Raw genomic sequence first — 12,642 nt, 5'->3', positions numbered from 1 at the left:
AACCGTCTAGTCCAGCCACACCGTCGTCGTCAGGGGCAGGTGGTCGGAGGCCCCGGCCGCGGGGAGGTCGTCCGCGTCGAGGATGCGGAAGCCCTCGAACGCCACCGCCCGCGCGCCGAAGATCCAGTCGACGCGGCGGCGCGGGTCGAGGTGCGTGAGGCGGCCGGGGTCGCCCGCCTCGTCCTGGGCGCTGGTGAAGCCGGACTGGAGGACGGTGTCGATCTCCGCCGAGTCGGGCTCGGCGTTGAAGTCCCCGGCGAGCACGGCGTGGTCGGGGTGCTCGGCCTCGCCGACGGCGGCCAGCACGGCGTCGAGCTGGGCCAGGCGGGTCTCGGCCGCGTCGGGGTCGCCCTCCAGGTGGGTGGTGGCGATGGCGGCGGTCTCGCCGTCGGTCAGGCGGACGGTCACGGAGGCGTAGGAGCGGTCCATGCCGCCCCCGGCCAGGGGCAGGGTCTCGGTCGTGGAGTCGACGACCGGCAGGCTGGTGAGGATGAGGTTGCCGAACTGCCGGTCGGCCGCCGGGGCCCAGACGGCCTCGGCGTCCAGGCGGCGTTCCAGCCAGGAGGCCAGGTCCAGGCCGCCCGCGCTCTGCCAGCCGCGCGGCACCTCCTGAAGCAGCACGACGTGGGCCTCGGAGCGGCGGATCACCTCCAGGATGTCGTCGGGGACGACCTCGCCGTCGCCGTCGACGGCGTGGTGCACGTTCCAGCTCAGCAGCCGGTAGGTGGCCCCGGCGGTGTCGGTGGGCAGCGGCTCGGGCGCGGAGCGGGTGGCGTCGGCGAGCGGCGGGAACGCCAGCAGGCCGGTCGCCAGCAGCACCGGCAGGAAGGGGCGGGGCAGGCGCTGCCCGGTCGTGGTCGTGGTCGTGGTTGTGGTTGTGGTTGTGGCCGCGATCGTGGTCCGGTCGAGCGCGCCCGCGGCGAACCACGCGGCGACGCCCAGGCCGAGCGCGCCGAGCACGGGCCACCACGCGGGGACGACGCGGAGCTGGCCGGGCAGCACCAGCACGAGGTAGCCGAGGCCGCAGCCCGCGCCCGCCACGGCCAGGTCCGCGAGCGTGCCCCGGCCGGTGGCCCAGCCGGCGCCGAGTGCGGCGCGCAGCACGGCGGGCAGCGTGGCGAGCCCGGCGATCGTCGCCAGGCCGGTCAGGGGCGCGAAGCCGGGCAGCAGCAGGAGGGTCAGCACGGCGGCGGCCAGCAGGGCGGGCGGCGCGGGCGAGGCCCAGTCGGGCAGCCGCTCCGGCAGGCGCGCCGAACCCCGCAGGGGCAGGCGTTTGGGCCGCGTCGCCAGAAGCCCCCAGACGCCGGCGAGCGTCCCGGCCGCGATCCACAGCCCGGCGGCGGTCAGCGAGACGCCGCCCTGCGAGGCGACGAGGCCCGGCGAGGCGAGGAACGCCCCGTACAGCGCGAGCGCGGGCCCCAGCAGCGCCGGCTCGACGCCGCCGCCCGCCGCGGCCGGCGTACGCCTGTGGGAGTCCCAGGCCAGCGCGCCCAGCAGCCCGGACAGCGCCAACGCCGTCAGCCAGCCCAGCGCCCCGCCCCGCCACACCGGGTCCCACAGGTCGAGCGGCAGGCGCAGCGCGGCGTCCGCGCCCACGGCGAGCGCGATCGCGACGGCCGCCCGGGCGGGGTCGGTGCGGCGTACCGCCAGCACGAGGGCGGCGAGCGCGAGGGCGACCGCCGCGGCGACGACCGGGTGGGTGCGGAGGGCGGGGAGCTGCACCAGCAGCCGGGCCAGGGCCAGGCCGCCGACGGCCACGGGCAGGGCGCGGCGTACGCCGAGCCACCACACCAGCGGGCCGGCCAGCGCGGCGCCGGCGAAGCCGAGCGCGGTCACCACCACCGCGCCCGTCGAGCCGCCGGTCGCCGCGCCCGCGACCCGCAACAGTTCCAGGGCGGTCAGCGTCGTCACCGCCGTGAGGAGGGTCGGCGTGCGCGCGGCAAGGCTCATGGGCGTGGAGGCTAGCGGCACGGCGCGGCGGGCGGGCGCGTGGGTCCGGTGGTTGAGAGCCCTCGGGGTTGGGGCGTTGGCGTCGGGGCGTCGGGGCGTCGGGGCGTTGAGGTGCCGGGGTGCGAGGGCGGCGGGCCGAACGTAGCGTCGAATACATGGACCGAAGCAAGGGCCAGAGCCCGTGGCGCGAGGCGCTGGGGAGCCTGCTCGCCGCCGCTGCCGCCGCCCTGGCGCTGGTCAGCCCGCTGCTGGACTGGTACGGCGACCGCCGGGGGCGCGACTTCGAGCTCACGGAGCTGTTCTCGCCGGACGGCATCACCGCCGACGAGGCGGGCCTGCTCACCGGCGTCTTCCTGGCGATGCTCGTCGCGGCGGTGCTGCTGCTGACGGCGGCGACGCTGCGGTGGGCGTGGCTGATGGCGCTGGCGTCCCTGATCGTGCTCGGCATCACGATCCTGTGGATGGTGCGGCAGTACCAGGTGGCGGACGCGCTGTCCGTCAGCCGGGACGGGCTGGGCGAGGGCGTGGGGTGCGCGCTGGTGGCGGGCGTGCTGGCGCTGGTGGCCGCGGCGGCGACGTACGGGAGGGGGCGGGGGCGGCACAGACGCGGGAAGACGGTGGAGATTCCGGCCGCGCCCGAGCGGCGGGAGCCCTCCGCCGGGACCGGCGTGGTGCAGGGGCCGTGGCCCGGGGGCCTGCGCGGGCCGGGGCCGGAGCCGCCCGAGGAGGCGGAGCTGCCGCCGGAGCTGCCCAGACGTGAGCCGCAGCGCCCGGAGCAGCCCGGGGGGCGGGAGCCACCGGACGAGAGCCGCGACGCGGCGTGAGTCCTACCGGGACCGGGGGCGACCGGGGGTGGGACATCCCCGGGGGCTGGGGGCGGAGCCCCCGGGGGTCACGTCCGCTGGCGCGTGCCCCAGGCCGCGTCGAGGGCGTAGACGCAGCGGTCCTTGCTGCACGCGAAGACCATGCCGCTGCTGCCGCCGCTCGTCGCGTCGGCCACCACCGGCGTGCCGGTGATCGCCCCGCCGGTCTCCAGCTTCCAGCTCAGGCGCCCGCTCACCGCGTCCACCGTGTACAGGCAGTGGTCCTCGGAGCCGAAGTGCACCCGGCCGCCGCTGGCCACGGGCGCGCCGACGATCGCGTCGCCCGCCCCGAAGCGCCAGCGCGGGGTGCCGCTGACCGCGTCCAGCGTGTAGACGGCCGAGCCGCTGCCCAGGTGCACCAGGCCGTCGGCGACCACCACCGGCTCGGTGGACTGCCGGGCCTCGGTCGCGATCCGCCACCGGTCGTCGCCGGTCGTGACGTCCAGGGCGTAGACCGTGCCGAGGTAGTCCGCGAAGTAGACGCCGCCCGCGCCGCTGCGGCCGGGCTGGTGCGCGGGCGGGCACAGGATCGCCGCCGGGGCGTCGAAGCGCCAGCGCTCGGCGCCGCCGGCCGCGTCCAGGGCGAGGACGCGGGAGCCCGCGCACACGTACACCACGCCGTCGTCCGTCGGCAGCGCCCGGACCGGGACGCCGCCGGTGACCGAGGTGTCGCCCACCGCGTACCGCCACAGCTCGGTGCCCGTGCGCGCCTCCAGGGCGTACAGCTGGCCCTCGCCCCAGGCGTAGACCACGCCGCCGAGGACGACGGGGCCGGTGTCCTGGGTCTCGAAGTCGGTCTGCGCGCCGGTGAGCTCCCACAGCTGCTCGCCGGTGCCGGCCTCCCACGCCTGTACGCCGCCGCCGCGGGTGGCGGTGACGACGGTGCCGCGCTCGGCGCTCAGCGCGTAGATCCACGAATCGCTGGGGACGCGCCAGTGGTCGGTGCCGTCGGTGGCGTCCAGGGCGTAGAGGCTGGGGCCGTCGGAGGCGAGCAGCCGGCCGCCGCTGACCGCCATCGACCAGGCGACCTCGCGGGTCTTGAACTGGCGCCGCCCGCTGGCCACCTCCAGGGCGTGCACCTCGAAGGAGGTGACGTACAGCAGGCCGTCGCGGACGACGGGCGAGCCCCACAGGTCGTTGTTCATGCGGAAACGCCAGGGTCCCCAGCGGGCGGGCGCGGCGGGCGGCTCGGCGGGCGGCTCGGCGGTTGACGGCTGGGCGGTTGACGGCTGGGCGGTTGACGGCTGGGCGGGCTGGGAGGGGGCGGCCGGCTCGGCGGGCCCGGTGTGGGGGCTTTCGGACCGGCCGTTGGCGGTGGCCGGGCTCGGCATGGGCTGGGCGGCGGAGGCCGAGGCCGGCGGGCGGGCCCAGTCGGGCGACTGGGCCACCAGCGCGTCCCGGCCGTCCCGGCGGTCCGGGTTGTCGTGGGCCAGGCCCGGGTTGCTGCGGGGCCCGGGCCCGATGGGCATCTGGGCGCCGGGCAGCCGCACCCGCTCGCCGTGGTCCACGGGGGCCGACGACGACGGCACGGGGGAGGGCGGCGCGGACCGGGGGCCCGAGGGCGGTGCCGACGGGGGCGGGGGCGAGGGGGGCGCGGCGGGCGGCGGCGCGGAGGGGTGAGCGGACGGTGGTGCGGACGGAGGCGGCGGCGACGGCGGCGCCACCGGCGGGTGCGCGGTGGGCGGCGTCGGCGGGGCCGGGGGCGGTGGCGGCGCGACCTGCGCCGAACCGTGCGCCCGCGACGGGACGGCGGACGGCGGCGGCGACGGCGGTGCCGACGGGGGCGGGGGCGAGGGGGGCGCGGCGGGCGGCGGCGGCTCGGGGAGGCGCGGGGCGCGGCCCTTGCGGCGTTCGATCATGCCGACCGCGCCCGGCGGCAGCCACGCGGAGGCGGTGCCGGAGTCGTCGCCGCCGGAGAAGAGGTGCGGCGCGAGCTGGGACTGGAGGTCGGCCGGGGTGGGCCGGTCCTCCGGGGTGTGCCGCATCAGCGAGTCGATCAGCGGGCGCAGCTCCTCCGGCAGCCCCTCCAGGTCGGGGCTCTCGCGCAGCAGCATGAATACGGTCTCCACCGGGTTGGCCCCGTGGTAGGGCGCGTGGCCGGTGGCGGCGAAGACGAGGGTGGAGGCGAGGGAGAAGACGTCGCTGGCCCCGGTGACGCGGCGGGAGTCGCGGGCCTGCTCGGGCGACATGTACGCCGGGGTGCCGACCGCGACGTTCGTCATGGTCAGCTTGGTGTTGGAGACGCCCGAGGCGATGCCGAAGTCGATGACGCGCGGGCCGTCCTCGACGACGAGCACGTTGGAGGGCTTCAGGTCCCGGTGCACCAGGCCGGCGCCGTGGATGGACTGCAACGCCTCGGCGATCCCGGCCGCGAGCCAGCGCACGGCCTGCGGCGGCAGCGGGCCGCACTCGTTGACGATCTCCTCCAGGGAGGGGGCGGGCACGTACGCCGTCGCCAGCCAGGGCACGGCGGCGCGCGGGTCGGCGTCGACGACGGCGGCGGTGTAGAAGCCGCTGACGGCGCGGGCCGCCTCGACCTCGCGGGTGAAGCGCACGCGGAACAGCTGGTCCTCGGCGAGCTCGCTGCGCACCGTCTTGATCGCCACCCGCCGGCCGGAGGCCGACCGGGCCAGGTAGACCAGCCCCATGCCCCCGGAGCCAAGGCGGCCGAGCACCTCGAACGGCCCGATCCGCCTCGGATCGTGCTGCGTCAGCTGCTCCACCATGTGCCTGACACCTACCTCCCCGTTAGGGCACTGCCTCGTCGTCGTGCCGCCCTGCACGCAGCATCTCATTGCCTTCTGGCTCCTCGGACTCGCCGAGGAGCTCCCACCAGATTCTTCCCTCCACCACCGACACCGGCGAACCCGGGGCACCGCCGGGCATCCGGCCAGAACCCACCCGGAATCCACCCGGAACCCTCCCCGGACCCTCCCGGGACCCATTCGGATGCGGTCAGATAGCGATTTGATCACGTGTCGATAAGCTGACGGCATGACAGGACAGGTAACGACCGTCGACGGCCGGGTCGCCGGCCGTCGTGGCCAGGCAACACGGCAGAAGCTGCTCGACTGCCTCGGCAAGATGCTGGGGACCTCTCCCTACCGCGATGTCAAGGTCATCGACGTGGCCCGGAAGGCCGGCACCTCGCCCGCGACCTTCTACCAGTACTTCCCGGACGTCGAGGCGGCCGTGCTGGAGATCGCCGAGGGCGCGGTCTCGGAGAGCGCGGGCCTCGCCGAACTCGTCGCCGGGCGTTCCTGGGCGGGCAAGGCGGGCCGGCAGACGGCCGAGGAGCTGGTCGACGGCTTCCTCACCTTCTGGCGCCGGAACGACGCCATCCTGCGCGTGATCGACCTGGGCGCGGCCGAGGGCGACCGGCGCTTCGTCCGCATCCGCACGCGCGTGCAGGGGGCGGTGGTCAAGCCGCTGACCGAGGCCATCGACGAGCTGGGCCGCACCAAGGAGGTGTCGGCCGCGGCGATCGCCGGGTCGCTGGTCACCATGCTCTCCGCGACCGCCTCCCAGCCGAAGAGCCTGCAGTCGCTCGGCGCCAAGCAGACCGAGCTCAAGCCCGCGCTGACGCTGCTGGTGCACCTGGGCGTCACCGGCAGGAAGCCCGCGCCCGCGAGCTGAGGAGCCCGCGGTGGCTGGGGGCGCCACCCGGTTCCTGTCGCCGGGGAGGCGTGCGCCGGTCGCCGCCGCGTGGCGCCGCGCGCCGCACCGTTGCGCCCTGCCGCGGGCAGCGCGCCTGCGTATCCTCATGCACATGCCGAACAACGCGCTATCGGCACAACCCGTCTACGTGGTGGGCGCTGGCCCGGGAGGGCTCGCCACCGCGGCCGCACTGGGACAGCGCGGCGTGCGGGCCGTCGTCGTCGAGCGATCCGGCGGCGTCGCCGCGTCCTGGCGCGGACACTACGACCGCCTGCGCCTGCACAGCACGCGCCGCTGGTCCTCGCTGCCCGGGCTGCCGATACCGCGCTCCGCGGGCCGCTGGGTGCACCGCGACGACTTCGTCCGCTACCTGGAGGACTACGCCCGCCACCACCGCATCGACCTGGCGACCGGCGTGACCGTGGCCCGCATCGACCGGGCCGGGCCGTCCCCGGAGGGCGGCGGCTGGGTGCTGCGCGCCAACGGCGGCCGTGAGCTGCACGCCTCCGCCGTCGTGGTGGCCACCGGCCACAACCACACGCCGCTGCTGCCCGACTGGCCGGGCCGCGGCGGCTTCGCCGGCGAGCTGCTGCACGCCGCCGCGTACCGCGACGCGGGGCCGTACGCCGGGCGCGACGTGCTGGTCGTCGGCGCCGGGAACTCCGGGGCCGAGATAGCCACCGACCTGGCGGACGGCGGCGCGGCCCGGGTGCGGCTGTCGGTGCGCACCGCCCCGCACATCCTGCGCCGCTCCACCCTGGGGTGGCCCGCGCAGGCCGGCGGCATCCTGGGCCGGCGGCTGCCGGTGGGCCTGGTGGACCGGATGGCCCGCCCGCTGGTGCGGCTGAACCCCGACCTCGGCGAGTACGGCCTGCCGCGCCCGGAGACCGGGCTGTACGCGCGGGTGCGCCGGGGCGCGATCCCGGTGCTGGACACCGGCCGGACCGGCCTGGTGCGGGCGGTGCGGCAGCGGCGGGTCGAGCCGGTGGGGGCGGTGAGCTCCTTCGACGGCGGGAAGGTGCTGCTGGCGGACGGGGAGGTGATCAGCCCCGAGGTGGTGATCGCGGCGACGGGCTACCGGCGGGGGCTCGAACCGCTCGTCGGCCACCTGGGGATTCTCGACGGGCGGGGCGGTCCCCTGGTGCACGGTCGCGAGACGCACCCGGCGGCGCCGGGGCTGTACTTCACGGGATACACCAATCCCATCAGCGGCGCGCTGCGCGAGCTGGCGCGGGACGCGCCGCGCATCGCGGCGGCCATCGCGCGGGCGCGGCGGCGCTGACGCGGCGGCGCCGCGGGCCCGGGGAGGGATTGGGGGTGGTCGGTCCCTCCCCTCCAGGGGAGGGACCGTGGGGCTGCCCCGCGTTCGCCGAGGATGACCCCTTCAGGGCCGGGCCTCGGCGTCCCCTCGCATCGGAGCGCCCCGTTCCGGACGTGTCCCGCCTCCTGGGACGAACCGGACCTTCCTAAGGGTGATCAGGCCACCACGGCACGTCAATAGCTGGCTGGTACCTTGCGGTCGTCATGAGGGGTGTCGCGCCCGCTCGCGCAGTCCAGCTCACACCACACGCGCTTGCCGGCCCCTTCGCGCTGCCACCCCCACCGGTCAGCCAGCAGCTCCACCAGTTCGAGACCCCGCCCCCCGGTGTCCTCGTCCGCCGCGCGCCGGGGCCGCGGCGCGCGGCTGCTGCCGTCGACGACCTCCAGCCGCACCGGGACCGTGCACGCGGGTCCGCGCGCCGAGAGATGCAGCATGGCGGGGCGGCCGGTGTGCACCACGGCGTTGGTCACCAGCTCGGAGACGAGCAGCACCAGGGTGTCGGTCTGCGACTCGTCGGGGCAGGCCGGGCAGGGGTGCCCCCGGCTCGCGCGGAGGAGTTCCGCCCTCACCCACCTCCGGGCGCGCCCCACCTCCGCCGGCTCGGGTCCGACCTCCAGCTGTTTGTCCAGCACCTGCACCGTCCACACCATCCCAACCACGGCTGGGCCCAGCATGATTGACGGGCGAGTCGGACAACAAGCGCTTCAGGAATAATCCGGCACAAAGGAGTAAGGGAGCGTCAAATTGTGCGAGATGAGGCCCTTATCCTCGAACAGCCAGGCGGGATCGTTTCAGCGGGCGCCGGAAGGGCTCGCGTCGGTGGCCGAGTCCAGGTCCGGGTGGCAGTCGAAGAGGCGCCGCAGCCCGAGCGCCGCGAGCACGCGGTTGACGTGGGAGCCGTCCTCGGCGCCCCGGTCCGGCAGGATCAGGCGCAGCCGCCCCGCGCAGGAGCGCATCAGGCGGCGGGCGGCCACCAGCACGCCGACGCCGCTGGAGTCGCAGAAGAGCACCTCGGACAGGTCGAGCACGAGCTGGCGCCGGCCGTGCGCCACCGCCTCGTGGACGTGCTGGCGCAGCAGCGGCGACGTCGCCAGGTCCATCTCGCCGATGACCCGGAGCACGGACCACTCGCCCCGCTGTTCTTCCTGCACCTTCAACGCCACGCGCGTGCAGCCTCTCCGCTCGCCGGACCCGGGCGGGCCCGGCTTGGCCCGGCCCGACTCTATGTGCGGACTGCCCACTTTCCGTCCGGCCACGCACGCGGCCACGCGGTTGGCCGCGGAAGCCGCCGATCGATCCCGGCCCGACGCCGCCCATTCGGCCACCCGAACGGGCGCACTTGGTGACCGGATCGGGTCGCCTCCTGCGCGTACCTGTGCCCGCGGGGCGCGCTCGCCGTGCGGGGGCGCGCCTGAACAGTCCCTCGCACTACATTTGACGTACGCGCGGGGCCGCAGGTTGCGACGGGGCGATTCCAGGAGCACGTCGAGGGGAGTGGGGGCCGCATGGGCCATGAGACGCCGCCGCACTGGGACAGGGAGATGCGGGACCGGCTCCGGAACGGGGAGGCCGCCGCCCTGGCCGAGCTGTACGACCGGTTCGCCTCGCTGGCGTACGGCATCGCGCAGCGCGTGCTCGGCGACGAGGACGCCACGGGGCAGGTGACCGGCGAGGTGTTCGCCCGGATCTGGGAGGCGCCGGAGGACTTCGATCCCGAGCAGGGGCCGATGCGTTCCTGGATCGCCGCCGAGGCCCACCGGCGCGCGGTGGACCGGCTGCGCGCGCTGATCGAGGCGGCGGCGGACCTGGCGGCGGACCCGGCGCCGCCGGCGGCCGGGGCCGTGGACGGCGTGCGCTCCGCCGCCACCGCGGCCCGCGCCGACTACATCTTCACCGCCATGCCCACGCCGCTGCGCGACGCGCTGCGGCTGGCCCGCTTCGAGCAACACGACTACCGGCGCATGGCCAGGGAGCTGGGCATCACGGAGGCCGAGGCCTGCCGGCGGCTGCGCCTGGGCCTGCAACTGCTGTCCTCGGCCGCCGAGTACCCGATGGGCACCGCCCGGGAGGAACGATGACGGTTCCGCATCCGGACGGACGGGAGCCCGGCGACCGGGACCCGGGCGGCCCGGGCGGGGCCGGCGCGGCCGAGCCGTCCCGGGTGCCACGCCAGCGGGAGGCGCCCGGGACGGTCCCGCTCCCGGCGCCGGAGTTGCCGGAGTTGCCGGGGCTGCCGGAGCCGGCGGAGCCGGCCGGGCTGCCGCCCGCGCCGCGCGAACGCAGCCACCAGGACGTGATGTCGCTGCTGGGCGCCTGGGCGCTGGCGGCCTGCTCGCCCGAGGAGGCCGAGTCCGTCGAGGCCCACCTGAACGACTGCGCCGCCTGCGCCGACGAGGCACTCCGCCTGTGCAACGCCGCCACCCTCCTGGAGCCGCAGCGCAGCCTCGACCTCGACCCCCACCTGCGCCCCCGCGTGCTGGAAGGCTGCCTCGCGCGCCGCCCCGCCGCCCTCCCGGTGCCGTCCTGGGCCGAGCCCTACGACGCCGAGGCGGCCCGGCTCGACGCCCTGCTGAACGACATCAACGCCGAGGAGTGGCGCGCCCCGGTCACCCTGCGCTGGTACGCGGGCGGCGACTGGGAACGCCGCTCCACCACCGTCGGCGGCGTTCTCGACCACCTCCTCGCCGTCGACGGGCTGCTGGCCCGCACGGTCGGGCTGCGCGACCCGCTCGACGGGCAGCCCGCCGGGGACGGCGGCCCGATGGAACGCACCCTGGCGCGCTGGGCCGGGGAGGACGAGAAGGGCGCCTGGAACGCGTGGGCGCCGTGGCGCGAGCAGTCGCGCGCCCTGGTGCGGGCCGCGGCCCGCACGGGCGGGCGGGTCGGCGAGCGCACCATCCCCCACCACCGGTACGGCGATCCCGGGCTCTTCCTCGGCGGGGACGGGCGCGGCGAGCTGGCGCTGTCCGACGCCTACCTCGGCAGGGCGTTCGCCTGCTGGGTGCACGCCGACGACATCGCACAGGCGGTCGACTACCCCTACGACCCGCCGCTCGCCGCGCACCTGCGGCTGCTGGTCGACCTCACCGCCCGCCGGCTGCCCGGCAGCATCGCCGGACGCCGGCGCGCGGGCCTGGCGAACCTGGCCGGGCGGCTGACCCCGGCGGGCAAGCCCGGCAGGACGCTCCACCTGGAGGTGGAGGGCGCGGGCGGCGGCGACTTCTACATATCCCTGGACTCCGCCACCGCCACCGTCTCGCGGGCGGCGGCCCGGCGCGCGGTCGCCCATGTCGCCCTCGACGACGTGCTGTTCTGCCAGCTCGCCTCGGGCCGGATAACGCCCGAGGAGGCCGCGGAGGGCGCGGGCGTGGAGGGCGACACCGACGCGGTGCACGACGTGCTCTTCGCCGCCGCGGACCTGTCGCGCCTGTGAGGCCCCTGCCTTCACGCGCCTTCATGTGCCTTCAGGAGGCGAACTAGGAGAACACCACCGTGCGGCGGCCGTTGATCAGCACCCGGCGTTCGCTGTGCCACTGCACCGCGCGGGCCAGCGCCCGGCACTCCACGTCGCGGCCGACCGCCACCAGCTGCTGCGGGCTCAGCTCGTGCCCGACGCGCTCGACCTCCTGCTCGATGATCGGGCCCTCGTCCAGCTCCGCCGTGACGTAGTGCGCGGTGGCGCCGATCAGCTTCACGCCCCGGGCATGCGCCTGGTGGTAGGGCCGGGCGCCCTTGAAGCTGGGAAGGAAGGAGTGGTGGATGTTGATGATGCGGCCCGAGAGGCGCTTGCACAGGTCGTCGGAGATCACCTGCATGTAGCGGGCGAGCACCACCAGCTCCACCCCCTCCTCCTCGACGATCTTCAGCAGCCGCGCCTCCGCCTCCGGCTTGGTGTCGGGGGTGACGGGGATCTGGTGGAACGGCGTGTCGTAGGAGGCGGCGAGCTCGGCGAAGTCGGTGTGGTTGGAGACCACGGCCGCGACCTCGATCGGCAGCGCGCCGATGCTGGTGCGGAAGAGGAGGTCGTTCAGGCAGTGCCCGAACTTGCTGACCATGAGCACCACGCGCATCCGCTGCCGGGCGGGGTGCAGCTGCCAGTCCATCTGGAAGGAGTCCCCTATGGCGACGAAGCTGGCCCGCAGCTTCTCCACGGTGATCGAGGGCTCGACCGCCGAGAAGTGAACCCGCATGAAGAACAGCCCGGTGTCGCGGTCGCCGAACTGCTGGCTGTCCTCGATGTTGCAGCCGGTCATGAAGAGATAGCTGGACACGGCGTGCACGATGCCCGGCTTGTCCGGGCAGCAGATCGTGAGGACGAACTGCTCGGCAGGCGGCTGGGGCGGCTCGGAGGCGGTGGGGTTCATGATGACCAGCGTGGCACAGGCGCGACGCTCAGAAGGTGTGCAGGGTTGCGGTCAGGTCATCAAGGGAGCCCGGGGGCGCATCCGGGTCCTCGCCGTCGTTGACCGCGAGCCGTGCGTGCGCCTCACGCGCCGCCCGGACGGCTTCCGGCCAGCCGTGGTGCTGGAGGTACGCGGCGACCGGGGCGTCGGGCCCGACCTGGTGCATGATCCGCAGGACGCGCAGCACCGCGACGTCGACCAGGGACGCCTCCTGCGCGTCGCGGAAGACCGTGCCGACGTACTTCTCGGCGGACCAGTTGTCCAGCCAGGTGTCCTCGACCAGGCGGTAGACGGCGTCGGTGACGTCGCCGTAGCCGGGCACCCCGGAGACCCAGGCCTCCTGGTGGAAGACGGGGTCGGAGAGCATGTGCAGCGCGGAGCGCACGTTCGCGCGCCAGCGCCACCACGGCAAGTCGTGTAGGGGCATGGCACCCATGGTGCGGGAACG

At 75.8% G+C, this 12,642-nt stretch carries 11 protein-coding genes; 5 read left to right on the top strand and 6 right to left on the bottom strand.

The window, feature by feature from the left end:
- Positions 1-6 precede the first annotated feature (6 nt).
- A complete protein-coding gene (locus ACTWQH_RS06410; RefSeq protein WP_443285359.1) occupies positions 7-1,950 on the bottom strand; it encodes an endonuclease/exonuclease/phosphatase family protein in 1,944 nt (647 codons plus the stop codon).
- Positions 1,951-2,105: 155 nt separating this feature from the next.
- Here ACTWQH_RS06410 and ACTWQH_RS06405 point away from each other — a divergent pair, with 155 nt between their 5' ends.
- The gene (locus ACTWQH_RS06405; protein ID WP_443285358.1) at positions 2,106-2,774 is read left to right on the top strand and encodes a hypothetical protein; all 669 of its coding nucleotides are present in this window, start codon (positions 2,106-2,108) and stop codon (positions 2,772-2,774) included.
- 68 nt (positions 2,775-2,842) lie between these two features.
- Here the strand turns inward: ACTWQH_RS06405 and ACTWQH_RS06400 are convergent, their stop codons facing one another.
- Positions 2,843-5,539, bottom strand: a complete 2,697-nt coding sequence (locus tag ACTWQH_RS06400; protein ID WP_443285357.1) for a serine/threonine-protein kinase — start codon at positions 5,537-5,539, stop codon at positions 2,843-2,845.
- A gap of 268 nt (positions 5,540-5,807) precedes the next feature.
- Between ACTWQH_RS06400 and ACTWQH_RS06395 the strand changes: the two genes are divergently transcribed.
- Positions 5,808-6,449 carry a TetR family transcriptional regulator gene (locus ACTWQH_RS06395; protein ID WP_443285356.1) on the top strand — a complete coding sequence of 214 codons (642 nt, stop codon included), beginning with the start codon at positions 5,808-5,810 and terminating at the stop codon, positions 6,447-6,449.
- A gap of 133 nt (positions 6,450-6,582) precedes the next feature.
- Complete coding sequence (locus ACTWQH_RS06390) at positions 6,583-7,752, top strand: flavin-containing monooxygenase (RefSeq protein ID WP_443285355.1); 1,170 nt, start codon at positions 6,583-6,585, stop codon at positions 7,750-7,752.
- Positions 7,753-7,964: 212 nt separating this feature from the next.
- On the opposite strand, the gene ACTWQH_RS06385 is transcribed toward ACTWQH_RS06390, so the two are convergent.
- Both ACTWQH_RS06385 and ACTWQH_RS06380 read right to left on the bottom strand, forming a co-directional pair.
- On the bottom strand, positions 7,965-8,429 hold the full coding sequence (locus ACTWQH_RS06385; protein ID WP_443285468.1) for an ATP-binding protein: 465 nt from the start codon (positions 8,427-8,429) through the stop codon (positions 7,965-7,967).
- Between the two features lie 153 nt (positions 8,430-8,582).
- A complete protein-coding gene (locus tag ACTWQH_RS06380) occupies positions 8,583-8,954 on the bottom strand; it encodes an STAS domain-containing protein (protein ID WP_443285354.1) in 372 nt (123 codons plus the stop codon).
- A 342-nt stretch (positions 8,955-9,296) separates the two neighbouring features.
- Here ACTWQH_RS06380 and ACTWQH_RS06375 point away from each other — a divergent pair, with 342 nt between their 5' ends.
- Together ACTWQH_RS06375 and ACTWQH_RS06370 are read left to right on the top strand one after the other, a co-directional pair.
- Positions 9,297-9,869 carry a sigma-70 family RNA polymerase sigma factor gene (locus ACTWQH_RS06375; protein WP_443285353.1) on the top strand — a complete coding sequence of 191 codons (573 nt, stop codon included), beginning with the start codon at positions 9,297-9,299 and terminating at the stop codon, positions 9,867-9,869.
- Entirely contained in the window at positions 9,866-11,224 is a 1,359-nt protein-coding gene (locus ACTWQH_RS06370) for a zf-HC2 domain-containing protein (RefSeq protein WP_443285352.1), read from the top strand. The genes ACTWQH_RS06375 and ACTWQH_RS06370 overlap by 4 nt, the downstream gene beginning before the upstream one ends.
- Positions 11,225-11,267: 43 nt before the next feature.
- Here the strand turns inward: ACTWQH_RS06370 and purU are convergent, their stop codons facing one another.
- Entirely contained in the window at positions 11,268-12,155 is an 888-nt protein-coding gene (gene purU / locus ACTWQH_RS06365) for a formyltetrahydrofolate deformylase (RefSeq protein WP_443285351.1), read from the bottom strand.
- Positions 12,156-12,183: 28 nt separating this feature from the next.
- The gene (locus ACTWQH_RS06360; protein WP_443285467.1) at positions 12,184-12,630 is read right to left on the bottom strand and encodes an SCO4402 family protein; all 447 of its coding nucleotides are present in this window, start codon (positions 12,628-12,630) and stop codon (positions 12,184-12,186) included.
- Positions 12,631-12,642 lie beyond the last annotated feature (12 nt).

The sequence above is a fragment of the Streptomyces sp. 6N223 genome (assembly GCF_052246635.1).
Classification (GTDB): Bacteria; Actinomycetota; Actinomycetes; order Streptomycetales; family Streptomycetaceae; genus Streptomyces.
The sequence above is the reverse complement of the archived record's forward strand: the minus strand, read 5'-3'. Positions and strand labels throughout refer to the sequence as shown.

Excerpts from the sequence above, each read along its gene's own strand:
- ACTWQH_RS06400 (WP_443285357.1), bottom strand. The coding sequence starts at position 5,539 with ATGGTGGAGCAGCTGACGCAGCACGATCCGAGGCGGATCGGGCCGTTC.
- ACTWQH_RS06395 (WP_443285356.1), top strand. The coding sequence starts at position 5,808 with ATGACAGGACAGGTAACGACCGTCGACGGCCGGGTCGCCGGCCGTCGT.
- purU (WP_443285351.1), bottom strand. The coding sequence starts at position 12,155 with ATGAACCCCACCGCCTCCGAGCCGCCCCAGCCGCCTGCCGAGCAGTTC.
- ACTWQH_RS06410 (WP_443285359.1), bottom strand. The coding sequence starts at position 1,950 with ATGAGCCTTGCCGCGCGCACGCCGACCCTCCTCACGGCGGTGACGACG.
- ACTWQH_RS06375 (WP_443285353.1), top strand. The coding sequence starts at position 9,297 with ATGGGCCATGAGACGCCGCCGCACTGGGACAGGGAGATGCGGGACCGG.
- ACTWQH_RS06370 (WP_443285352.1), top strand. The coding sequence starts at position 9,866 with ATGACGGTTCCGCATCCGGACGGACGGGAGCCCGGCGACCGGGACCCG.
- ACTWQH_RS06405 (WP_443285358.1), top strand. The coding sequence starts at position 2,106 with ATGGACCGAAGCAAGGGCCAGAGCCCGTGGCGCGAGGCGCTGGGGAGC.
- ACTWQH_RS06390 (WP_443285355.1), top strand. The coding sequence starts at position 6,583 with ATGCCGAACAACGCGCTATCGGCACAACCCGTCTACGTGGTGGGCGCT.
- ACTWQH_RS06360 (WP_443285467.1), bottom strand. The coding sequence starts at position 12,630 with ATGGGTGCCATGCCCCTACACGACTTGCCGTGGTGGCGCTGGCGCGCG.